This window comes from Exiguobacterium sp. A1_3_1 (assembly GCF_048985645.1).
In the GTDB taxonomy this organism is placed as follows: Bacteria; Bacillota; Bacilli; order Exiguobacteriales; family Exiguobacteriaceae; genus Exiguobacterium_A; species Exiguobacterium_A indicum.
Map to the genome: position 1 here is coordinate 22,035 of NZ_WBYY01000005.1, position 24,395 is coordinate 46,429.

The 24,395-nt window shown below is 46.9% G+C and carries 23 protein-coding genes; 20 read left to right on the forward strand and 3 right to left on the reverse strand.

Features of this window, described 5'->3' with window-relative positions:
• Positions 1-63 precede the first annotated feature (63 nt).
• From polA to F8N00_RS01310, 11 genes are all read left to right on the forward strand, one after another.
• Positions 64-2,661 (forward strand): DNA polymerase I, encoded by a 2,598-nt coding sequence (polA, locus tag F8N00_RS01260; RefSeq protein WP_035396554.1) that lies wholly within the window; start codon positions 64-66, stop codon positions 2,659-2,661.
• 16 nt (positions 2,662-2,677) lie between these two features.
• The gene (gene mutM / locus F8N00_RS01265) at positions 2,678-3,508 is read left to right on the forward strand and encodes a DNA-formamidopyrimidine glycosylase (RefSeq protein ID WP_035396555.1); all 831 of its coding nucleotides are present in this window, start codon (positions 2,678-2,680) and stop codon (positions 3,506-3,508) included.
• Complete coding sequence (gene coaE / locus F8N00_RS01270; protein ID WP_023469026.1) at positions 3,505-4,110, forward strand: dephospho-CoA kinase; 606 nt, start codon at positions 3,505-3,507, stop codon at positions 4,108-4,110. The genes mutM and coaE overlap by 4 nt, the downstream gene beginning before the upstream one ends.
• A gap of 132 nt (positions 4,111-4,242) precedes the next feature.
• The gene (locus tag F8N00_RS01275; protein WP_023469025.1) at positions 4,243-5,286 is read left to right on the forward strand and encodes a glyceraldehyde-3-phosphate dehydrogenase; all 1,044 of its coding nucleotides are present in this window, start codon (positions 4,243-4,245) and stop codon (positions 5,284-5,286) included.
• Between the two features lie 258 nt (positions 5,287-5,544).
• Entirely contained in the window at positions 5,545-5,931 is a 387-nt protein-coding gene (gene speD / locus F8N00_RS01280) for an adenosylmethionine decarboxylase (protein WP_023469024.1), read from the forward strand.
• Positions 5,932-6,038: 107 nt separating this feature from the next.
• Positions 6,039-6,407, forward strand: coding sequence for a hypothetical protein (locus F8N00_RS01285; RefSeq protein ID WP_023469023.1), 369 nt, complete (start codon positions 6,039-6,041; stop codon positions 6,405-6,407).
• Positions 6,408-6,420: 13 nt separating this feature from the next.
• Positions 6,421-6,897: a transcriptional regulator NrdR gene (gene nrdR / locus F8N00_RS01290; protein ID WP_023469022.1), complete on the forward strand. Its 477-nt coding sequence runs from the start codon at positions 6,421-6,423 to the stop codon at positions 6,895-6,897.
• A gap of 72 nt (positions 6,898-6,969) precedes the next feature.
• On the forward strand, positions 6,970-8,331 hold the full coding sequence (locus F8N00_RS01295) for a replication initiation and membrane attachment family protein (protein WP_023469021.1): 1,362 nt from the start codon (positions 6,970-6,972) through the stop codon (positions 8,329-8,331).
• Positions 8,332-8,343: 12 nt separating this feature from the next.
• The gene (dnaI, locus tag F8N00_RS01300) at positions 8,344-9,261 is read left to right on the forward strand and encodes a primosomal protein DnaI (protein WP_023469020.1); all 918 of its coding nucleotides are present in this window, start codon (positions 8,344-8,346) and stop codon (positions 9,259-9,261) included.
• A gap of 311 nt (positions 9,262-9,572) precedes the next feature.
• Positions 9,573-11,513, forward strand: coding sequence for a threonine--tRNA ligase (thrS, locus tag F8N00_RS01305; protein ID WP_421017622.1), 1,941 nt, complete (start codon positions 9,573-9,575; stop codon positions 11,511-11,513).
• Between the two features lie 200 nt (positions 11,514-11,713).
• Positions 11,714-12,922, forward strand: a complete 1,209-nt coding sequence (locus F8N00_RS01310; RefSeq protein WP_174316482.1) for a right-handed parallel beta-helix repeat-containing protein — start codon at positions 11,714-11,716, stop codon at positions 12,920-12,922.
• Positions 12,923-12,969: 47 nt separating this feature from the next.
• Here the strand turns inward: F8N00_RS01310 and F8N00_RS01315 are convergent, their stop codons facing one another.
• A complete protein-coding gene (locus F8N00_RS01315; RefSeq protein ID WP_023469017.1) occupies positions 12,970-14,439 on the reverse strand; it encodes a catalase in 1,470 nt (489 codons plus the stop codon).
• A 434-nt stretch (positions 14,440-14,873) separates the two neighbouring features.
• On the opposite strand from F8N00_RS01315, the gene infC reads away from it, so the two are divergent.
• The 8 genes from infC to pheT all read left to right on the forward strand — a co-directional run bounded on the left by infC (position 14,874) and on the right by pheT (position 22,219).
• Positions 14,874-15,404: a translation initiation factor IF-3 gene (infC, locus tag F8N00_RS01320; protein ID WP_029342318.1), complete on the forward strand. Its 531-nt coding sequence runs from the start codon at positions 14,874-14,876 to the stop codon at positions 15,402-15,404.
• Positions 15,405-15,431: 27 nt separating this feature from the next.
• Complete coding sequence (rpmI, locus tag F8N00_RS01325; RefSeq protein ID WP_023469015.1) at positions 15,432-15,626, forward strand: 50S ribosomal protein L35; 195 nt, start codon at positions 15,432-15,434, stop codon at positions 15,624-15,626.
• A gap of 37 nt (positions 15,627-15,663) precedes the next feature.
• A complete protein-coding gene (gene rplT, locus F8N00_RS01330; RefSeq protein ID WP_012371057.1) occupies positions 15,664-16,023 on the forward strand; it encodes a 50S ribosomal protein L20 in 360 nt (119 codons plus the stop codon).
• A gap of 118 nt (positions 16,024-16,141) precedes the next feature.
• Positions 16,142-16,624: a dUTP diphosphatase gene (locus F8N00_RS01335; RefSeq protein WP_023469014.1), complete on the forward strand. Its 483-nt coding sequence runs from the start codon at positions 16,142-16,144 to the stop codon at positions 16,622-16,624.
• A gap of 12 nt (positions 16,625-16,636) precedes the next feature.
• Positions 16,637-17,719 carry a M42 family metallopeptidase gene (locus F8N00_RS01340; RefSeq protein WP_023469013.1) on the forward strand — a complete coding sequence of 361 codons (1,083 nt, stop codon included), beginning with the start codon at positions 16,637-16,639 and terminating at the stop codon, positions 17,717-17,719.
• Complete coding sequence (locus tag F8N00_RS01345; protein WP_371811222.1) at positions 17,694-18,479, forward strand: TrmH family RNA methyltransferase; 786 nt, start codon at positions 17,694-17,696, stop codon at positions 18,477-18,479. The genes F8N00_RS01340 and F8N00_RS01345 overlap by 26 nt, the downstream gene beginning before the upstream one ends.
• A gap of 308 nt (positions 18,480-18,787) precedes the next feature.
• The gene (gene pheS, locus F8N00_RS01350) at positions 18,788-19,810 is read left to right on the forward strand and encodes a phenylalanine--tRNA ligase subunit alpha (protein WP_421017623.1); all 1,023 of its coding nucleotides are present in this window, start codon (positions 18,788-18,790) and stop codon (positions 19,808-19,810) included.
• A gap of 12 nt (positions 19,811-19,822) precedes the next feature.
• Complete coding sequence (gene pheT, locus F8N00_RS01355; RefSeq protein ID WP_174316481.1) at positions 19,823-22,219, forward strand: phenylalanine--tRNA ligase subunit beta; 2,397 nt, start codon at positions 19,823-19,825, stop codon at positions 22,217-22,219.
• Between the two features lie 65 nt (positions 22,220-22,284).
• Here the strand turns inward: pheT and F8N00_RS01360 are convergent, their stop codons facing one another.
• Entirely contained in the window at positions 22,285-23,472 is a 1,188-nt protein-coding gene (locus F8N00_RS01360) for an MFS transporter (RefSeq protein WP_035396569.1), read from the reverse strand.
• A complete protein-coding gene (locus F8N00_RS01365; protein WP_023469008.1) occupies positions 23,469-23,897 on the reverse strand; it encodes a MarR family winged helix-turn-helix transcriptional regulator in 429 nt (142 codons plus the stop codon). Before F8N00_RS01365 ends, F8N00_RS01360 begins: the two co-directional genes overlap by 4 nt.
• Positions 23,898-24,154: 257 nt before the next feature.
• Between F8N00_RS01365 and F8N00_RS01370 the strand changes: the two genes are divergently transcribed.
• Positions 24,155-24,395: Mur ligase domain-containing protein (locus F8N00_RS01370; protein ID WP_421017624.1), on the forward strand; the 241-nt coding region annotated here is incomplete at its 3' end.

Consider the following 24,395-nt stretch of genomic DNA (forward strand, 5'->3'; position numbering starts at 1 on the left):
TTTAGCGAACAAATGTGTGTAGAGTGATACAATAGGAACAGAAAATCGATTAAAGGGGCGTAGATGATGGAAAATAAATTGCTATTGATTGATGGGAACTCGTTGACCTATCGGGCGTTTTTCGCCTTACCACCAATGACGGATGCGCAAGGACGAAATACGAACGCAGCTTATGGCTTTACGATGATGTTATTGAAGTTGCTCGAGGAAGAACAACCGACACATATGCTCGTTGCCTTCGATGCTTCGAGTGAAACGTTCCGTCATGATGTATATCAGGAGTATAAGGGAAGTCGGGAAAAGACACCGTCCGAACTACGTGAGCAATTCCCGATCGTCCGGGATATCTGTGAAGCGCTCGGTATTCAAATGATGGAACTCCATCGCTATGAGGCAGATGATTTGATTGGTACGCTCGCACGAACGATGTCGACGGATCGGACGCGGATCGTCACAGGTGATAAAGATTTACTTCAACTTGTCACAGATAAGGTCGAAGTCTTGATCACGAAGCGTGGGATCACGGACGTCCAGTGCATGACGGAGGAACTGTTCGCTGAGACGTATGGTGGTCTAAAGCCGATTCAAATGATTGACCTGAAGGGGTTAATGGGGGATAAGTCGGATAACATTCCAGGGATTCCTGGGATTGGTGAAAAGACGGCAGTTAAATTGATTTCGGCATACGGTTCTGTCGAAGGACTGTATGAACATGTTGAAGACTTAAAAGGGAAGCAGAAGGAAAAAGTCATCGCGAACGAAGAACTCGCACGACTATCGAAAGAACTTGCGACGATTAAAGTTGATGTCCCGCTCGAGACGACGCTAGAGGATTTGCAAATTCGCGACGTTGATACCCAAGTGCCGTATTCGTTGTTCCAGTCGCTTGGCTTCAAGTCGTTGACGAATCGATTTGCTCCTGTCGTCAAAGAAGAGGATAAAGAGCAGTTGAACGTCGTGACGATCACTTCACTTCCTGAAGACGTCACCGATGCGGTGTTGCTTGCTGAACAGCTACGAGAGGATTACATGGAAGAAGACATCATCGGGTTTGCGATCGCGACGCCTGACACGATCTATGTTGCTGCTCCAACGCTCGTCGAGGATCCGGCATTCCGCCAATGGATCGAGTCGGAACATCGGAAGATTTGTCTCGATGCCAAACAAGTCGCATTCGCGTTGCGTAAGCATGGCTTAACCTTAAACGGTTATGAGGATTTGTTATTAGCGGGTTACTTATTGAATTTAAGTGGCGGCACGACGCTCGCTTCAATTGCTGGTCATTATGCATTGATGGCACCGAACGAAGAAGCGGTCCTCGGTAAGGGAGCCAAACGTCTAGCCCCAGCGGATGACGTATTACACCCTTATCTTGCAGAGAAAGCACGGATGATCGAGTTATTGTTCCCGAAAGTCCGGGAAGAGTTGAAGGCGAATCAGCAATATGAGCTGTATGAAACACTAGAGCGTCCATTGTCAGGTGTCCTCGCTGAGATGGAGTGGACCGGGATTCGTGTCGACGTCGCGACGCTCCAATCGATGCAAGCAGATCTTGCCGGACGTTTAACGGAACTTGAGACGTTGGTCTTTGAAGCGGCAGGTGAGTCGTTCAATATCAATTCACCGAAACAACTTGGTGTGATTCTGTTTGAAAAACTCGAACTGCCCGCCTTCAAGAAAACAAAGACCGGCTACTCGACTGCCGCAGACGTCCTTGAAAAACTGCGTCCGCTGCATCCGGTCATCGATCACATCATGTTATACCGGGAGCTCCAAAAATTACAGTCGACGTATGTCGAAGGCTTACAAAAAGTCATCAAGGAAGACGGAAAGATTCATACCCGTTTTGCTCAGACGATTGCCCAGACAGGCCGTTTAAGTTCGGTCAATCCGAACCTTCAGAATATCCCGATTCGGATTGAAGAAGGACGGAAGATTCGAAAAGCCTTCGTTCCAAGTGAAGCAGGCTGGTCACTGTACGCTGCCGATTATTCACAAATCGAATTACGTGTCATGGCCGATATGTCGCAGGATCAGACGCTTGTCGATGCGTTCTTACATGATGAGGATATCCATACTCAAACGGCAAGTAGTGTCTTTGGTGTTGAACCGGAGGATGTCACAGGAAATATGCGGCGTCAGGCGAAAGCTGTCAACTTCGGCATCATTTATGGAATCAGCGATTATGGACTGTCACAAAACTTGAACATCACGCGGAAGGAAGCACAATCGTTCATCGATCGTTATTTCGAGCTGTTCCCGCAAATCAAACAGTTCATGGACACGGCAATCGAGACGGCACGAGCGAATGGATTCGTCGAAACGTTGATGAACCGGCGCCGTAACATCCCGGATATCAATTCGAAAAACTTCAACTTACGTGGTTTTGCGGAACGTACGGCAATCAATACGCCGATTCAAGGTTCCGCTGCGGATATCATAAAAAAAGCGATGCTTGATGTCCATGCTGCTTTACAGGCATCTGATCTGAAAGCGCGTTTGTTATTACAAGTACACGATGAGTTGATTTTTGAAGCACCAGACGAGGAACTCGACGCTTTACAAGCGCTTGTCAAACAAGCGATGGAGCAGACCGTCGAATTATCCGTACCGCTACGCGTTGATGGGGGCGCAGGACATACGTGGTACGAAACGAAGTAAGCAAGGAGGAATAGACGTGCCTGAATTACCTGAAGTCGAGACCGTTCGTCGCAGTTTAGAACGTTCGGTCTCTGGAAAAACAGTCTCTTCCGTCAAAGTCTACCACCCGAAAATGATTCGGGGGATGGAAGTGGCACCATTTGCAGATGCCTTACATCAAGAACGGATCGAACGCGTCGAACGTCGCGGTAAGTTCCTACTCTTTGATTTTGATCGTTTTTATCTCGTCAGCCATTTGCGGATGGAAGGGAAGTACTTCCCGTATCCGCAACCGGTCGAGCGGGATAAACATACTCATGTCGTCTTCCGTTTCACGGATGGTTCGGAGCTGCATTACAATGACGTCCGGAAGTTCGGAACGATGGAATTACGTGATAAGGAAACAGCGATGCAAACTGCTCCACTGGCACAGCTGGAGCGTGAACCATTTGATCCAGAGTTCACAGCAGAAGTGTTAGCGGAGAATTTAATTCGTAAAAAAAGAAGTCCAATCAAAACGGCATTGCTCGACCAATCGATCTTCCTTGGTCTCGGTAACATCTATGTCGATGAGACCCTTCATGCGGCACGTGTCCATCCGTTGACGAAGGCTGGTGCCTTGACGCTTGATGATATTTCACGCATCCATCAAGCCGGTGTCGACGTCTTACGACAAGCGGTAGAAGCAGGGGGAAGTACGATCCGAAGTTATGTCTCACCTTCCGGAAAAGGTGAGTTCCAGCTTCAACTCGCGGTATACGGTCAAAAGGGCGAACCATGTCCCCGTTGCGGCACTGCCATTGAAAAAATCAAAGTCGGTGGACGAGGAACGCACTTCTGTCCGACGTGCCAACAGGTCGCCTTATGAGGGTTGGTCTGACGGGCAGTATCGCCACCGGTAAAAGTACGGTCTCTAGCTATCTGAAGCAAAAAGGAATAGCGGTCATCGATGCGGATCTTGTTGCGCGAGAAGTCATTGAACCAGGAGGGCGAGCCTATGATGGGGTCAAGATGGCCTTCCCGGAAGCATTCGAAGAAGGACGTCTCGTTCGTCCAAAACTCGGACAAATCATTTTTCAGGATAGCGAAAAACGACAACAGCTGAATCAGTTGATGCACCCAAGTATTCGACAACAGATGCTTGATGAAGCAGATGCCTATGAACGTTCAGGACATTCGCTCGTCGTATTTGATATTCCGTTATTACTTGAAGGCGATTGGCGGACGCTGTTCGACCGTGTCGTAGTCGTTTATTGTCCGGAAAACATGCAGTTAAGACGATTGATGCAACGTAATGATCTATCGGAAGAAGAAGCATATGCACGTATTCATTCGCAACTTAGCATTGAACAGAAAAAAGAGCTTGCGGATGATGTGTTCTTCAATGATGGGAGTCTTGATTCGTTATATCAACAAATCGATAAATGGTTAGTATTATATGACACCGATAAGCATGAGAGTGGTACATGAAAAGTGTGAAGTGAGAGAAGTTTCCATCTTCTCTCACTTTTTTTAGAGAACATAATGAAATCGCTTACATTTCATGATATAGTTCTATCTGTAAACGGAGCTACATCCGTCACATTGAAGGGGGATCCGCACATGGGAGTCAAGGTGGCAGTCAATGGTTTTGGTCGAATTGGTCGAATGGTCTTTCGACGTCTGATCGCTGAGGGGAAAAGCGAAGTCGTAGCAATCAATGCAAGCTATCCAGTCGAAACACTCGCACATTTAATCAAGTACGATACGGTACATGGGAAATTCAATTATCCGGTCGACATCATCGATGGGGCGTTGATGGTTGACGGAAGACAAATTCAAATCGTCAGTGAACGCAATCCTGAACTATTGCCGTGGGGGGAACTCGGCATCGATATCGTCGTCGAAGCGACAGGAAAGTTCAACTCAGATACGGGTGCTGCGAAGCATTTAGTGGCAGGCGCAAAAAAGGTCGTCATCACGGCACCTGCTAAAGGGGATGTCCGGACGATCGTCATGGGTGTCAATGACGACATGTATGATCATGAAACAGATGCTATCGTCTCGAACGCATCGTGTACGACGAACTGTCTCGCACCTGTCGTGCAAGTCATCGACCGGGCATTCGGAATCGAATCGGGTCTCGTGACGACGGTTCACGCGTTTACGAACGATCAAAATAATATTGATAATCCACATAAGGATTTACGACGCGCCCGTGCATGTGGCTCATCCATCATTCCAACATCGACAGGTGCGGCAAAGGCGATTTCTCTCGTCTTGCCACACTTGGAAGGAAAATTGAATGGACTCGCGCTTCGTGTTCCGACACCGAACGTCTCACTCGTCGATCTCGTCGTCGAAGTCAGTCGCGATACGACGGTTGCTGAAGTGAACGAAGCGTTCACGAAAGCAGCGGACGGTGCGCTTGAAGGCATTCTCGGAATGACGATGGAACCGCTCGTTTCGATCGACTTCAACGGTGAAGAGCGTTCGACGGTCGTCGATGGACTCTCGACGATGGTCATGGGTGGTCGTCAGGTGAAGGTCCTCGCTTGGTACGATAATGAGTGGGGTTACTCCTGCCGCGTCGTCGACCTCGTACACCTTGTTTCGGCGCACTTAGAGGCGATGGGAACGGTTGAAAAAGAACTTGAATTGAATTAATGACAACGGGCAGATCCCAGTAACGACGGGACCTGTCCCGTTTTTTTTCTAGAAATGTATTAATTTTTGAAATTTATCCTTGTGTATCTTTTTGATACTCGCTATAATTCAAATCGTGAACTTCAATCGGTCTGGCAATCGCAGCTTAAAGGGTTAGGACCTCTCTGGACTAACTTTCCCCCGTGGGTGCGAACGACTCAGGCGCAAAGTAAGTGATCAACTACTTTGAAGACCATTGAATGTAGGGGGGATCCACAAATGGATACTATGGGAAGACACATTATTGCAGAACTTTGGGATTGTAATCCTGAAAAATTGAACGACATGGAATTCGTTGAACGACTTTTCGTTGACGCAGCACTTCAAGCAGGTGCAGAAGTACGAGAAGTAGCATTCCACAAGTTTGCACCACACGGCGTCAGTGGCGTCGTCATTATCTCTGAATCGCACTTGACGATTCACAGTTTCCCAGAGCACGGGTATGCATCGGTTGATGTCTTTACTTGTGGGGATCGGATCGATCCAGCCATCGCAGCGAACTACATTGCTGAAAAGCTCGATGCGAAAATCCGTGAAAATGTCGAAATTCCACGTGGTATGGGACCAGTTCAAGTTCCAGCGGCTACTGTCCAGCACGTCAACTGACAACACACACGAATTCGTCAAGCCCTCGTCGTTCAGACGAGGGCTTTTTAATATGTCTGACGTCTGTTATTCTTAATAGTAGAAGAAACAAAGAAAAGAGGATGACCATGGGACTGAAGGAACGCTTGCAAAAACAGCTAGAGACATCCGATACACATAAAAACGAAAATTTACGCACACACTACTATGCGGCAACAGTCGAGATGTTGTTTGCTGGTTTAGAAAATATCTTAAAGCAAGAGGGCGGAACGGTTCGTCGTGTTGACGCGGAACGTGGAGAACTCGCTTTTACATTAAAAGAAGTCGACGGACTCGCGACCGTCATTATGGTGGCGGGCGGACGTACGGCCGTCGATTTATTCTTACATCGTGAAAGTCTTCTCGGACCTGATCTCGAAAAACACATCGAGCGAATCTATGCATCACTTGATGCGGGATATCGATTAAAAATGATTGGAACAAAAGAAATCACGTGAACGGAGGTACGGCATGCGCTGTCCAGCCTGTAATTTTAACGGAACAAAAGTACTGGACTCAAGACCGGTCCAGGATTTCGGTTCGATTCGGAGGAGACGTGAATGTGAGTCTTGCGGCTATCGCTTTACGACTTTCGAAATGGTCGAACAGACCCCTTTAATCATCGTAAAGAAAGACGGAACGCGCGACGAGTTCAATCGTGATAAAATTTTGCGGGGACTAGTGCGTGCCTGTGAAAAACGACCGATTTCGATTGAACAGCTAGAAACAGTCGTCAGTCGGGTCGAAAAGGCATTGCGGGCGACGGCTCAGCATGAGATTCCAAGTGAGCAGGTCGGACGTCTCGTGTTAAATGAATTAGCTTCCGTCGATGAAGTGGCATACGTCCGCTTTGCGAGTGTTTATAAACAATTCAAGGACATCAATGTCTTCTTCCAAGAGCTCTCTGAGCTGATGGAGCGACATCAAGAAAATGACCGTGAAAATTGAACGTGATATAAGAGAGGTCGTCTGTCCGGTCAGCGCACCTCTCTTTTTCTCCCTAAGGAAAGGACGAGTCAGATGGTAGAACGTGAACTTTCCGGTACCGATCTTTGCTTAGTGATGAGCAATGGTGTCGTCGACCGTGAAGCCTATCAATCTTTATATTATTTGTACCAGCCGATCATTGGTGTCAAAGCTCTTGGACTCTATCAAACGTTTTGGAGCGAGATGATTCCGGGAAAAACAAAATCCCAATACATCTCCCATGCGGAACTCGGAACGCTACTCGGTTTTTCCGTCGATGAATTCAAGGAAGAGTTATTCAAGCTAGAAGGGATCGGTTTGATCCGGACGTTCGAAGCGCGCCAAGCCGCGTATCGCTACATCTATCAAATCCGGGTGCCGCTCGCGCCGAACACTTTCTTGAATGACGGGGTGTTATCGAGTCTGCTATTTTACCGCGTCGGTGAAATTCGTTTCCGCTCCCTCCAGCATCGTTTCCGGACAGAACCGCTTCCGAAGAACATCGTTGATCGGACGGTCAGGTTTGATCAAGTGTTCGATGTGAAAGCTGGTCTTGCTTCCGCGCATCAGCCGAAGGCCTATGCGAAACAGGAACGAGCAGTATATGAATTCGATTATTCGTTTGATTTAGAAGAGATGAAACGTCAAACCGATCGCTTTTTACCACGGACCTTTTACTCAAAGGCGATCGATCATCTGCTCGTGAAGCTTGCTTACGTCACGCAGTCGAATGAAGCATTGATGGCGGAACTGTTGAATGCCCGTTTCCGTCACGAAGCATACTTGCCGATGACCGATGCTGAGAAACAAGAACGTTGCAAACAGATGATGTTGTCAGCGAAACAAAAACTCAGCCGAGAGAAAAAAGCGAAGGTCGCCTCACTCGACACGATCGAGGTCGGAGACGTCGAAGCAACGGAGACGATGGAAAGCACCCATCCGAAGCATTATGTCGCGAAGTTGCGGAAGGTCAAAGCGCTGTCAGAACGAGATGAAGAGCTGATCCAGCAATTGATCATCGATTATGAAATGTCGTCTGGGATCGTCAATGCCGCCTACTATTATGCGCTCGTCGTTAAAAAGGATAATCGCTTCAGTAAGAACTTCCTCTTATCGATCGTCGATGATTGGAAACAGAAGGGGTACGTGACAGCATCCGAGGCACTGGCGAAGACGCAGGAGCAGGATGACTTGATCGCGAAGAAGCAGGAGCAAAAACAAGAACGCGCGCGTCAGACCGTTGGTGGACGTCGGGGACGGACCAGCAATACGAACGGCGGTCCGAATCCGAAATGGTTGCAAGAAGAGAAGGCGAAACAGCAACAGTATGAAGCCTCTAAAAAAGCGAGTTTCGAAGCGGATGTTCCAGACGATGAAGAGATGGAACGAATCTTACGAGAACTGAAGGGGAACTAAAGGAGTCGGGACATGGAACATATCCAATCATCTATCGAAAAAATATTAAGTCGACCGGATGTCGCAGAATCGGTTCGAGCGATTCAACAACGGGTGTTGTCTCATCCGGGGGTCGTCATGTTCTTACGGACCCATCCGGAAATCGATCAACGAATGATCGAGCGGGGCATGCTCAAGCTGAATGAATACGCGGAACAGATGGACGGGAATCGACTGATTGAAAGTAAGGCCGTCATTGAAGGTTATCAGCCGATCCTGCACGTCGAAAAAGGACAGATCGTCGTCTCGTATGAGAAGTCACAAGCACTCAAAGACCGAGAAGATGAACGTGCACTTGAGAAGAAATTCAAGAGCCTGTTCCTGCCGGATGAAGTGCGTGATGCGAACTTCAGTGATTTCGACTTGTCGACGACGGACCGGAAGCTCGCCTTACGTGCGGCGTCTCAGTTCCTCAATCATCTGCGTTCAAAAGAGCATGTAAAGGGACTGTACCTGCACGGTAGCTTTGGTGTCGGGAAAACGTATCTCTTGGCTGCGATCGGGAATGCACTGAAGAAAGAACGGATTGCAACGATTCTCGTCCATGCTCCTGGTTTCGTCGCTGAAGCGAAACGACGGATCCGGTCGGACTCGTTCGATACGTTCCTCGAAGGATTCCAAACGATTCCAGTATTGCTGATTGACGATATCGGTGCAGAATCGATCAGTCCGTGGGTACGGGATGAATTGTTCGGAATCATTTTGCAATACCGCATGATGCATCGTCTGCCGACATTGTTCAGCTCGAACTTATCGTATGATGAACTTGAGCTCCATTTCGGGATCACGAACGATCAAGGCGATAAATTAAAGGCCGCACGACTGATGGAGCGGATCCGGACGACGACACAACCGATCGAGTTCCTTGGCGAAAATCGACGTCGCTACTAATTTTCCTTGTCAAGGAAGCGACCGATTCGTTATACTAATGACACGTCAATAGACGATGCAACGATTGAGGATATGAAGTATGAAATGGACCAAACTAGCGAGAGAAGAACGGTGGAAGCTTCTCATGGAATCATTCATGTCTTTACTCCCTCATAGCACGAACGGGGCTAATCCGTTTGCGCCTCACGCCCGTTAACGCGTGTTCGAGCCGAACCAGTGAATGGTCCGGGAACGAGGGTGGTACCACGAGATTAAGACTCGTCCCTTTTTAGGGATGAGTCTTTTTTATTTTGTTAAAGGGGGAAACAGTCATGTCAAATATCGCACTTACATTTCCAGATGGCGCCGTAAAGGAATTCGCAGTCGGTACGACAGCAGAAGAAGTCGCTGCATCAATCAGCCCAGGACTTCGTAAAAAAGCATTTGCTGCCAAACTAAACGGGCACGCCATCGATTACCGTCGTCCAATCGAAGAGGACGGCACAATCGAATTGATCATGCCGGATTCAGAAGAAGGGCTCGATTTGATTCGTCACTCTTCAGCTCACTTGATGGCACAAGCCATCAAACGTCTGTATCCGGATGAAACGATTCATCTTGGAATCGGACCGACGATCGAGAATGGTTTCTACTATGACATCGATATGGAACGTCGTCTGACAGAAGAAGACTTACCAGAAATCGAGAAAATGATGAATAAAATCGCCGGTGAGAACTTGCCGATCGAACGGGAAGTCGTCTCGCGTGACGAAGCACTCGCGATTTATAAAGAACTCAATGATCCGTTGAAAGTCGAATTGATCGAATCGATTCCTGCTGATCAGGATTTGACGATTTACCGTCAAGGCGAATTCTTCGATCTCTGCCGTGGACCACACGTTCCAGCAACAGCTAAGCTACAAGTCTTCAAATTGATGAGCATTGCTGGTGCTTACTGGCGTGGGGATTCAAAAAACAAGATGTTACAACGGATTTACGGTACAGCATGGGCGACAAAAGATCAGTTGAAACAACATCTCCACTTCCTTGCTGAAGCGAAAGAGCGGGATCATCGTAAACTCGGGAAGGAACTTGAATTGTTCTTCACTTCTCAAGAAGTCGGTCAAGGACTCCCGATGTGGCTACCAAAAGGAGCAGCGATCCGTCGGACAGTCGAACGTTATATCGTCGATAAAGAACTCGAACTTGGATATGAGCATGTCTACACACCGGTCCTCGGTTCAGTCGATCTATACAAGACATCGGGTCACTGGGATCACTATCAAGATGATATGTTCCCGAAAATGGAGATGGACAATGAAGAACTCGTTCTTCGTCCGATGAACTGTCCACACCACATGATGGTCTACAAGAACGAACCGCGTTCGTACCGTGATTTACCGCTTCGTGTCGCGGAGCTTGGTGGTATGCACCGTTATGAGATGTCTGGTGCCTTAACTGGTCTTCAGCGTGTTCGTTACATGGTCCTAAACGATGGCCATACGTTCGTCCGTCCTGACCAAATGAAAGATGAGTTCAAAGCCATCGTTCACCTCATTCAAGAAGTCTATGCGGACTTCGGAATCACAGATTACAAATTCCGTCTTTCGTACCGTGACCCAGCGGATAAAGAGAAGTACTTCGATAACGATGCAATTTGGGAAATGGCACAACGTGAGTTAAAAGAAACAATGGATGAGCTTGAACTGGAATACTTCGAAGCAGAAGGCGAAGCTGCCTTCTACGGACCGAAGCTTGACGTTCAAGTTCGGACAGCACTTGGTAAAGATGAGACGCTTTCGACAGTTCAACTCGACTTCCTCTTACCAGAGCGATTCGAATTGACGTACAAAGGAAATGACGGACAAGATCACCGTCCGGTCGTCTTACACCGTGGTGTCGTTTCGACGATGGAACGATTCGTCGCATACTTGATCGAAGAATACAAAGGCGCGTTCCCAACATGGCTCGCACCTGTTCAGGTGAAATTGATTCCGGTTTCTAAAGTGCATGAAGACTATGCCCGTGAAATCAAAGCAATCTTGCTGAAAAAAGGAATTCGTGTCGAAACAGATTTCCGTGACGAGAAACTCGGATACCGGATTCGTGAAGCACAAGTCAACAAAGTACCTGTCATGCTCGTTTTAGGTGATAAAGAAGTCGAATCACGCGAAGTCAACATTCGTCGCTACGGCTCAAAAGACTCAAGCAACGCATCACTTGAACAATTCGTATCCGATTTAGAAACAGAAATCGCGAACCGTTCAAAATAATGAAGAATAACCGATTGTTCCGTTTTACGGGATGATCGGTTTTTTTGTATGTCCTTTAAAACAACTGCAGTAGATCCGATAAACAAGAGAGTTAGTTTTAAAAAAAAAGAAGATGGAAATATTTATTTTTATTTGGAAAAGGATTAGAATGTAATGGGAAATGGATAAATTTGTTTTATGAGTAGAAAGGACGTATGACATTGAAACGAACACTGACAGTAACGCTTGCTGCCTCCCTCTTGTTTATGGGAACTTCAGCTGAACAGCCAAAAGCAGCGACAACAAAAAAACCATATTATATTATTGACCCTACAACAAAGCCTATTGATCCCTTGATTCGAAAATACACGACGTATAATGCGAAAACCCGGAATCATTATACGATGCGTTCTTATTTAGAAAGACTTGAAAAAGAAGGGGGAGGCACGCTTGTTCTAAAAAAAGGAACGTATCTATCTCCACTGCGTGTCGGAATTCCATCGAACACGACGGTCATTTTAGAAGACGGAGTCATCATCAAAAAGACATCTGAAACGGGGACGTCAAAAATCAGTGCGACGACGAGTGTCTTTGATTTAGTAGCACCGTCTGTGTTACGTCTGAATAAAAAAATGTCGAAATACAACGGTACGAAAAACGCACGGATCATCGGAAAAGGAAACGCACAAATCGACTTAAACGGCTTTTCGCGAGGATCTGCCTTTGCGATTGCACACAACCAAAATTTATATATCGGTGGCATCACAGTGCGTAATCAAAAAGGATCACATGCGATGGAGTTAGACGCGACGAAAAACGCGACGATTGAAAATATGAAGTTCGTGGATGCGACAATGATAGCGAATACAGGACCAAATGAATCGATTAACTTAGATACACCGGATCCAATCACGAAAGGTTTTCCGTGGAAGTGGTCTGCTCAAGATGGTACACCAAATTCGGATATCACGATTCGAAACAATGTTTTTTCTAACATCAACGTCGCCATTGGCACACATCAATATACAGAGAATCGTTTACACACGAATATCCGGATTGAAAATAACTTGATCGAAAAGACGAAGGACTATGCCATTTCGATGATGAACTGGAAAAATCCGACCGTCATCAACAATACGATTCGAGATGTACACCGGGCAGACGGAAAAGCAATGACGATTTTAGGGCGAGGCATCATCGGTGGGACGATTCGCTATAATACATTCGAAAACGCCGATCGTGCGATTCAAATGCAACCGTTTCAAAGCGATGGATATGCACCAATTTATAACTCATTTACGGAAACAGAAAAACAGTACATGCAACAAAATACTGCCAAAGATGTTCAATTAAATAGAATCGTCTTATTTACGAAACTAAATGAATATACGTATGCAACAGCTGAACGATATGACTTTGTTCCGTACTAAACCAAGCAAAAGCACCCAAGACTAGCGTCGAGGGTGCTTGTTTTACGTTATGAACGCATTTGTTGCAAGAACGGTTCGATATCGACTTGAAGCGCTTCTGATAGTTTCTGACCGAGTGAAGCATCAGCACGGTAGAAGTTACAGATTGCGAGCAAGACTGTGTTCTCATGGCGAACCTGCTCGAGATCATTGACGAGGTTCTTCAGAAGAGCTGCTTGCTCGTCTTCTGTCAGACGACGGTATACTTCGCCGGCTTGACCGAAGTTGTTCGTCTTCTCGATTTCGAGACGACCGTGTTTATCATCAAGTAACGGCTGGTTTTCTTCCGTATACTCTGGTGTTTCTTTTGGTTCTTCTTGATATCGGTTTGGTTCGTAGTTCACCGGACTCGTTTGCTGACCAACTGGCATTGCACCATCACGTTGGTAGTTGTTCACTTGTGCGAACGGACAGTTGATCGGAAGTTGTTGGTAGTTCGTTCCGATACGGTAGCGTTGTGTGTCTGAGTAAGAGAATAGACGACCTTGTAACAACTTATCTTCAGATGGTAACATTCCTGGAATCAAGACACCTGGGTTGAATCCGACAGATTCTGTTTCAGCGAAGTAGTTATCGACGTTTTTGTTCAGTGTCATCGTACCAACGTGTTGGAACGGGATGACATCTTCAAACCAATCCTTTGTTGCGTCGAGCGGATCGAAATCGAACTGATCGACGTCAGCCGGATCGAGCACCTGTACGAACAGATCCCATTCCGGATAATCTCCGTCTTCAATCGCTTGGAACGTATCGTTTGAAGCGTGGTTGAAGTCTTTTCCTTGAATCTCTGTCGCTTCTTCTGCTGAGAGATTATGAATGCCAGCTTTCGGTACCCAGCGTAGTTTGACGTAAACCGTATTGCCATGAGCGTTCACCCATTTGAATGAATGGACGGAAGAACCACGCATTTTACGGTAACTTGCAGGAATCCCTTCATCCGTAAAGAGATGCATGAGCATGTTCGTCGATTCCGGACGAAGTGTCATGAAGTCCCAGTAACGGTCGGGATCTTGAATATTCGTGCGTGGATCTGGTTTAAGTGAATGGACCATATCCGGGAACTTCATAGCGTCACGAATGAAGAAGACAGGAAGGTTGTTCCCGACGAAATCCCAGTTTCCTTCTTCTGTATAGAACTTGACAGAGAATCCACGTGGATCGCGGAGTGTCTCTGGAGAATGCGTGCCGTGAATAACAGTCGAGAAACGGGCGAAGACAGGAACTTCTGTCCCTTCTTCTTGTAAAAACGCAGCTTTCGTGTACTTTTTCATTGAGTTTTTGACAGTGAAGACACCGTGAGCACCGAATCCACGAGCGTGTACGACACGCTCAGGTACACGTTCCCGGTCGAAATGGGCCATCTTTTCAATTAATTGATAGTCTTCTAATAACGTTGGTCCGCGACGTCCAGCCGTACGTGAATTCTGGTTGTCTCCGATTGGTACACCTTGATTGGTCGTTAATCGTTTTTCAGTCATCTGTTATTCTCCCCCTTATGTAAGATTAAATTGATTATAAAACAATAATCATTCTAAATAAACAATTTTGCTTGCGAATGTTCTGAATCTTTTTTTCCATGTTAAGAGTGTACCCGTGAAAAACAGGTTAGAAACTTCTTGCTTATCCGTCAAAGGATTGCTATTATAATCAAGTATGTGAGCAACGTTCTGTAAGAACATAGAAAGCGGCTTGACATCACGGGAAAACAAGTGCTATGATAGCAAAGTGAAATGACAACAAAGCAGAAGCATCCCGCTTCTCACCATGTATGACGACTCGTACTGGTTCATCATGAAGATACGCAATGTGTAGCGACTGCTATGCTTTGACGTTCCTTATGAGTGTGGGCGGGAAGAACTGCCGACGCTTTTTTTATAGCGTTTTCTATCATTCATTTTTCGTGCAATGCACGATGGAGGTGCTAACCATTAGCAAAGATCTGTTAATCAATGAAAGCATCCGTGCCCGGGAAGTTCGTCTTATCGGAGCGGATGGTGCTCAACTAGGTGTCCAATCACGCAACGAAGCGCTACGTCTCGCAGAGGAAGCGGAACTTGACCTCGTCATGGTCGCTCCACAAGCGACGCCGCCAGTTTGTAAGATCATGGACTACGGTAAATACCGTTTCGAGATGCAAAAGAAGGACAAAGAAACTCGGAAGAATCAGAAAGTGATTCAGATGAAAGAAGTTCGTCTTAGCCCGACGATCGAGGAGAACGACTTCCAAACGAAATTCCGTAATGCGAAGAAATTCTTGGAGAATGGTAACAAAGTGAAAGCGAGCATTCGTTTCCGCGGTCGTGCCATCACTCACTCGGAAATCGGTAAACGCGTTCTCGAACGCCTCGCAACGGATTTAAGTGAGTTCGGTGTTGTGGAACAGAGACCGAAGATGGAAGGACGCAGCATGTTCCTCGTGCTTGCTCCTAAGAAAGAAGACTAATCGAATCGAAGTAGGAGGGAATCTCTCATGCCTAAAATGAAATCGCACCGCGGTGCTTCTAAACGTTTCAAACGTACTGCTTCTGGCAAATTGAAACGTGGTCGTGCTTACACAAGCCACTTGTTCGGTAACAAATCAACAAAAGCGAAACGTAAATTACGTAAAGCTAGCATGGTATCTACGGGTGACTTCAAACGCATCCGTCACATGATCGCGAAGTAATTTATCCAATCGTATACAGATTTAGGAGGGAATTTATATGCCACGCGTAAAAGGCGGATATACGACTCGTCAACGTCGTAAAAAACAACTCAAATTAGCTAAGGGCTACTACGGCTCGAAACATACACTCTTCAAGGTTGCGAAACAGCAAGTCATGAAATCTCTCATGTACGCTTACCGTGACCGTCGTCAAAAGAAACGTGACTTCCGTCGCCTCTGGATCACTCGGATCAATGCGGCAGCACGTATCAACGGTCTTTCTTACAGCCGCATGATGCATGGTCTTAAATTAGCAGGTATCGACGTTAACCGTAAGATGCTCGCTGACCTCGCAGTTACAGATGCAACTGCATTTGCTTCACTTGCTGACACAGCAAAAGCAAAATTGAACGCTTAAGTTCTACAATTCGTCGGGGAATTTAATTCTCCGACGTTTTTTTCGATTTAATGATAAAATAAGAAGGCACGTCGATGAGACGGTCATATGATTTTTTTAGATAGAAGGAGAATTAAAGATGGATTGGTTGACACTTTTTGAGATGCAAGAACAGTTGGATAAACGGATTCAGTCAGAACATCAATTGACAGGCAATCAATTCGACGAGCGTCTGCTCGCCTTATTGGTCGAACTCGGTGAACTTGCGAACGAGACACGTTGCTTTAAGTTCTGGTCGAAGAAGGGACCATCCGCTCAAGTCACAATTCTTGAGGAATATGTCGATGGCGTCCATTTTCTACTCTCACTAGGTTTAGCACTTGATTACAAGAAAAGTCATTTTACAGAAGGTGACTTCTATTTGACAGCAACAGATGCTTTTTTAGACGTCTATAACAAAACGAACGTCTTTGCGATTTCGCGGACGGAACAAAGTTATGATGTTCTAATTGGTGCATACCTTGCATTAGGTGCTACACTAGGCTTTACACAGGATATGATTTTCAAGGCTTACATTTCTAAAAATGAAGCAAACCATGTGCGACAAGACAACGGTTACTAAGGAGGAAATCAGATGAACGAACAATTACATATGCTAAAACGTCTCACGGACGCAACAGGTGTACCGGGAAACGAAAAAGAAGTCCGGAACCTCATGCGTGAATATTTAGAACCTCATGCAGAAGCATTCCACCAGGATGGTCTCGGTAGCCTCTTTGCTGAACATAAAGGCGCAGGCGAAGATGCGCCACGTGTATTGATTGCGGGTCACATGGATGAAGTCGGATTCATGGTCACGAAGATTGATGAAAAAGGATTCCTTCGTTTCCAACCACTCGGCGGTTGGTGGGGTCAGGTCCTCTTGGCACAGCGTATGAATATTGTGACGTCATCTGGTGAAGTCATTCCAGGTGTAATCGGAGCAAAACCACCTCATGTTTTACCACCGGAAGCGCGCAATAAGCCGGTCGACATTAAAGACATGTTCATCGATATCGGTGCTTCATCAAAAGAAGAAGTCGACGGTTGGGGAATTCGTCCGGGTGATACGGTCGTTCCACATTGCGAATTTACTGTGATGAAAAATGAGAACTTCTTGATGGCAAAAGCGTGGGACAACCGGATTGGTTGTGCCATCGCAATCGAAGCAATCAAACGCTTAAAAGCAGACGGTCATCCGAACACGATTTTCGCAGGAGCGACTGTTCAGGAAGAAGTCGGATTACGTGGGGCTCAAACTGTCGCACACCTGCTGAAACCATCAATCGCCTTTGCTGTCGATACAGGTATCCCGGGTGACACGCCAGGAATGACCGATCGTGAAGCATTGTCGAAATTAGGTGAAGGCGTTCAAGTCATCATGTTCGATGCAACGATGATCGCACATCGTGGATTGATCGATTTCGTGACGAAAGTCGCAACAGAAGAAAATATCAAGTATCAACTGGACTTAACACCAGGTGGCGGAACGGATGCAGCGAAATTCCATTTGTCTAATACAGGTGTTCCATCACTTGCATTGACTGTACCGATCCGTTACTTGCATACGAACGTCTCAATCATGCATAAAGCCGATTTCGAAGCAGCCGTCGATTTAGTCGTTGCTGTGACAAAACGTCTTGATGCGGAGACTGTCCAAGCGATCTACGAGGGGTAATAAAATAATGAAGCACATCGCATCAGCAAAGAACGAAATCGTTAAACAATGGAAAAAACTCTTAACGAAAAAAGGACGTCTGCAGACGAACCGTTTCTTGATCGAAGGAGAACATCTGATTGAAGAAGCTGTTCGCGCTGGAATCGTCAAGGAATTGATCGTGCGTGAATCGTACCAAGTACCCGGTTCTTGGAAACGAAATGCCGATGTCTTTACGATCGATGAAGCCGTCATCAAAGTACTGGCTGAGACGGAAACGTCGCAAGGCATCTTCGCTGTCTGTGAGATGAAACAAGCTTCGGCACAATTAGAACGAGGACGCTATTTGTTGCTCGATCGTCTACAAGATCCAGGGAACGTCGGGACGATGATTCGGACAGCTGACGCAGCTGGATTCGATGGTGTCGTCGTCGGACCGGGAACAGTTGACGTCTATAACGGAAAAGTCATCCGTGCGACGCAAGGATCGCTGTTCCATCTACCTGTCATCTCCATGCCGCTCGAAGAGGCAGTCAATGCCCTGCACGAACAAGGAATTGCGGTAATCGGCACGGCGTTAGAAGGAGCGACGTCTTATCAAACGATCGCACCGATGGATGCACTCGGTTTAATCATCGGGAACGAAGCACAAGGCGTTGCGCCAGAATTGCTCTCTTACTGTGATGAGCGTGCCTACATCCCGATCCGCGGTAAAGCGGAGTCGTTGAATGCGGCAGTAGCGGCTGGTATTTTGCTCTATCATTTTGCAAGCGTGGATTGAAACCGACAAGCGTTCATGCTAAAGTGAACATCAGGAATACATCATGGACGTTGATGGAACAGAGTACGTTAGGGAACGATTCAATCAGGGAGAAGCGGTCGTAGACTGAAAACTGCTTCATGAATCTGCTAACCGAATTCACTCCGGAGTCGCACGAGAGATCGTGACGGGATGCGCCCGTTATCGCGCAATTGGAGGACTTTTCGATTGAAAAGTCAAACAAGGGTGGTACCACGGTGTTTACATCGTCCCTTCGGCATTTGCCGGAGGGACGTTTTTTTATATCTTCAACTAAAGGAGTGGGAAAGATGCGCGAGCAATTAGAAGCATTACGCGATGAAGCGTTGACATTAGTCGATCAGGCAACAACTCAAAAAGATCTCAATGACGTCCGAGTCAAGTATCTCGGGAAAAAGGGACCAATCACAGAAGTATTACGAGGAATGGGAAAGTTATCAGCGGAAGAACGACCAGTTGTCGGTGAGATCGCAAATACGGTTCGTCAAGCGATCCAAGAGCAATTGGAACGACGTCTGACAGCTGTCAAACAACAAGAAATGGATGCAAAACTGGCAGCGGAAGCAATTGACGTCACGTTACCAGGACGTCCGAAAAAGGTCGGTCATGCGCATCTCTTGCAACAGGTGACGGATGAGATCGAAGACATCTTCGTCGGACTCGGTTATACGATTGCGGAAGGTCCAGAAGTCGAGCAAGATCTGTTCAACTTCGAGATGTTGAATTTACCGAAGGATCACCCGGCACGTGATATGCAAGACTCGTTCTACATCACGGAAGAAATTTTGATGCGAACGCATACGTCACCGGTCCAAGCACGGACGATGCTCGCTTCTAAAGGTGAACCGATCCGCATTCTCTGCCCAGGTAAAGTCTATCGTCGAGACGAAGATGATGCGACGCATTCGCACCAATTCATGCAAGTCGAAGGACTCGTCGTCGGAGAATCGATTTCGATGGCAGACTTAAAAGGAACGCTTGAAGCCTTCGCGAAGCAGATGTTCGGTGAAGCACGTGAAGTCCGCTTACGCCCAAGTTTCTTCCCGTTCACGGAGCCGTCCGTCGAAGTCGACGTCTCGTGCTTCAAATGTGGCGGTAAAGGATGCAACATCTGTAAACAGGCGGGATGGATTGAAATTCTGGGCGCTGGAATGGTTCATCCTCACGTGCTCGAAATGGCCGAATATGATAGCACGAAAATGTCAGGTTTCGCATTCGGGATGGGTATCGAACGGATTGCCATGTTGAAATACGGTGTCGATGATATTCGCCACTTCTATACGAATGACGTTCGCTTCAGCGAACAGTTTTAAGGGGGAACGCAGATGTTAGTCTCAAAACAATGGTTGAACGAATATGTGGATGTCAGTCATACATCAGGACAAGATTTGGCTGATTTGATTACAAAGAGCGGAATCGAAGTCGAAGGCGTAGATGTCCGGGATGAGGCATTGAACAACATCGTCGTCGGACGTGTATTAACGAAAGAAAAACATCCAGAAGCAGATAAATTGAATGTCACGACGGTCGACATCGGGCAAGACGAACCGGTCCAAATCGTATGTGGTGCACCGAACGTCGAAGCCGGACAAGATGTCATCGTCGCACGCGTCGGAGCTCGCCTGCCAGGTATTAAAATCAAACGTGCTAAATTACGAGGTGTCGTCTCAGAAGGGATGATCTGTTCACTCGAAGAACTCGGATTCGAAAAGAAATATATCCGAGAAGATGAGCAGGACGGGATCCATACGTTCCGAGAACCAGTCACACCAGGACAGGACGTCTTGGAGTTACTCGGTCTACGCGATGAAATCCTCGAACTTGGGTTAACGCCGAACCGTTCGGACTGCCTCAGCATGTATGGTGTCGCATACGAAGTGGCTGCGCTTTATGATACGACACCGACTTTCCCGGCCGTTGAAGTCAAAGAAGCAGAAACTGCGACGGCAGTCGACGTGACGCTTGATTCAGAGGACTGCCCGTTCTACGCGGCACGAGAAATTCAAGGCGTGACGATTCAAGAATCACCGACTTGGTTAAAAAACCGCTTGATCGCGAACGGCATTCGTCCAATCAACAACGTCGTCGACGTTACGAACTTCGTCTTACTCGAGACAGGTCAACCGCTTCATTCATTTGATGCTGAAAAACTTGGAAAACGGATCGTCGTGCGTCAAGCGCACGCAGGAGAGTTGTTCACGACGTTAGACGAAGTAGAGCGGACGCTCGATTCTTCGATGCTCGTCATCACAGACGGTGAACGCCCGGTCGCGCTTGCTGGTGTCATGGGTGGAGCGAATACCGAAGTCGATGAAAACACGACATCGATCATTTTAGAATCAGCTTACTTCGCACCGATTTCCGTCCGGAAGACGAGCCGTGTTCTTGGACTTCGCTCGGACTCGAGTGCTCGTTTCGAAAAGGGCGTCGATCCACGTCGTGTCTTGTTAGCACTCGATCGGGCTGCAACTTTGATTGCTGAACTCTCGGGTGGAGCGGTTCAGGCTGGTGTCGCTCAAGCAGGAACGCTCGAGCTTGACGATCACTTGATTGAAGCGAGTGTCTCGTACATCAATCACCGTCTTGGTATGGAGATTGAAGGAACGGTCATGCAAACGTTACTCGAACGTCTTGGTCTCGGTGTTGAATTATCGGGTGATGCCTTGACAGTCAGCGTACCGACTCGCCGCCAAGACTTGAAAATTCCAGCTGATTTAGCGGAAGAAGTCGCTCGTCTCTATGGATATGATGCACTGACTTCAAGCTTACCGTCTGAAGCGAGCCGTGGTTTCTTACCAAAACGGAACATTCACCGTCGTCATTTACGCCGGACATTGCAGGGAGCAGGTCTTTCGCAAGCTATCACGTATTCATTGACGAGCGAACAACGCGCGATGCAATTCAATGAACGAGAAGATTTGCATCCGGTCAAACTGGCGATGCCAATCAGTGAAGCACGTTCGACACTGCGGACGTCACTCATTCCGGGACTCCTTGAAGTCGCGCAGCATAACGTCGCACGACAGCATGCCGATGTCGCGTTTTATGAACTCGGCAGTGTTTATCTGCAACGGGATGCGTCACTTGAGACACTCCCGATTGAACAAGAAATGATCGGTGGCGTCGCAGTCGGTGTGTCAGAACAACACCGTGCGCACGGAACGCTCGTCAAAACAGATTTCTTCGTCATGAAAGGAATCGTCGAGACACTCGCTTCTGCAGTCGGTGTTACGTTGACGTTCGAGGCAGCGAGCATTCCATCGATGCACCCAGGACGGACGGCGCGCATTTTGCTTGACGGAGAAGCGATCGGATTCGTCGGTCAAGTGCATCCTGGTCTGTCAAAAGAACAGTATGGTCTAAAAGAAGTGTACGTCTTTGAATTAGAGGCGATGGCACTGCGTACGAAAGAAGAGCAGGTCTACTCGGAAATTTCACGTTTCCCATCAATGACACGCGACTTAGCAATCGTCGTCGAGCGATCAGTGACGGCGCAATCCATCGTCGATGTCATGACGGAAGCAGCCGGTCCACTTCTTCAGACAATCGAATTGTTCGATGTCTACACGGGTGAGAACGTCGGAGAGAATGAAAAATCATTCGCTTTCTCCCTCCGTTATCAAAACAAAGAACGGACGTTAGTCGATGAAGAAATCACGACAGCGCAACAGCGAGTCGTAGATGCAGTGAAAGAAACGTTCAATGCGGAACTTCGCGCATAATCAGGATAAACAAACAGCCGCTTTCCTTTCAGAGGAAGGCGGCTGTTTTTCGTTTGACGACAGATTCAAGAAGCAAGTTCTTCTGTTTCAGATGAAGCAGCTTGTCGTTTCGTAAAGGTGAAATACAGTAGACCACTTACGAGAACGATCAGACTACAGGACAAGAACATATTGGAATAGCCGATACCGCTTGCGACAGAAGCAAGAATCAAGGCACCGATTCCAAAACCTGTGTCGTAAGCAAGGAAAAAGGTCGAGATGGCTTTCCCTTTCTGTGCAGGAGGTGCGAAATTCAAGAGGACGGTTTGAAGGCCCGGGAAGATGGAAGCAGAACCGACTCCAATAATGACGGCTGCAAGCAATAAACCGGCAAACGAAGGATACATGCCGAGAATGACAAAGCCTATCATATAAAGAACATACGATGGCAACAACACGAATGCAGCTCCTCGCTGATCAAACAATTTTCCGGCAATCGGTCGAATCCCGACCATCCCGAGAGCGACTAATGCATAAAAATAAGAAGCATATGCGACATGTCCGATCGAGTCCGTATACAGTGAGATAAACGCTGATGTACTAGAAATCGCAACGCCTGCCAACAGAGTTGCTATCAATAAAAGCGGACGTGATAAGAAGAGGGACTGACTTAAACGAAACGCGGACGTGCTTGGAATATGTTGACTCGTCAGCGGTAGACGCATCATTAACAACAAGGCGATGACTGCTAGGGCAGCAACTGTCACGAAGTACAGAACGAATGCTTTTTCTTGAATAAAGGTTAGACCAATGACAGGACCGAGGACGGATGCCAAGTTCATCGATAGGACGAAATAGCCCATCCCTTCACCTTGACGTGTTTTTGGAATCAATGTCGTAACGGCGAGACTGATCGAAGAAGATAACATTCCGAAACTAAACCCGTGGATGATACGAATAACGATTAAATAGAAGAATGATTCCAGTGGTAGGACAAGCAAGTAGCAGAGGCTCATTAATGTAAAGAGACTTGCAGAGACCATTAAGACACGCTTTAAATCATAACGATCTAACCAGTGACCGATCAGTGGACGAGAACAGACGGTTGCCAGGATGAAACTCGTCACGATCCACCCGAGTGCTGAAGCGGAGACTGGAAACTGTTTAGCAGCGAGTAAAGGAAGTGAGGCATTAAGTAGATAAAACGTGATGAAGAGCAATAAGTTAATGATCAGCGTCATGACGTAATGACGCGAGAATAACCGAGTGGTCATGAAGATTCCTCCTGTCGATGTAGAGTAAGTAGGTGCGTCATCCACTCACCAAGCTGTTGCTGATCGGTGAGGGAGAAGGAGGCGAGTAAGCGTTGGTGGGTCTCTTGGACCGCAGCATCGATTTGGTCGAACCGTTCAATGGCTAAAGGTGTCAATGAGACAAAGTGTGTTCGTCCTTCTTTTATCCGAGTGATGAAACCAAGCGTCTCAAGACGTGAGACGGTTTTCGTCACAGCTGGTTTTTCAATGATTAAGTAATCGGCCAGTTGGACTTGTGAGACAGGTTGTAGTAATGCAACTGCTTTTATTAGTGCCCATTGACCCGTATGTAACGAGTAGGGAAGCAAGGTAGCATCAATCTCTCGTTTTACGAGACGTGAGACTTTTGATAGTTGTCCGAGTACATCTTCTTGTGTGTAAAGCATCCTATTTCTCCTTTTAGTTAACTAGTTAACTTTAAGAGTGTATCAAAGCTGATTAAGAGGTGCAAGGGAAGAAACACTCATTTCGAGCATTGAAGAGAATAATTTTCTAGCATGATAAAAGATTAGGCAGGTCTTAAAGCGGGTATGTTCCGTAAAAGAGTATTTGATTTACTTGAAACAATGGATACGACTGTTTATGTGATTGGTTGACTAATTCATCTTGACATAGAGAAGAGACAAGAAGGGAAGAGTACATCATGAATCGACTAGCGAAGCTTCTGAATGAACTATTACCACTCACTATAAAGGAAGCAATCAATCCACTCATTACGAATATCGCAACCGATTCGCGACAAATCACACCTGGCGGATTATTCATCTGTATCAACGGCTACACGGTTGATGGTCACGATTATATCAATCAGGCAATCGAGAACGGGGCTGTGGCGATTTTAGCTGAACGATCGTTTCCGGATTGCCCGATTCCCGTCATTACCG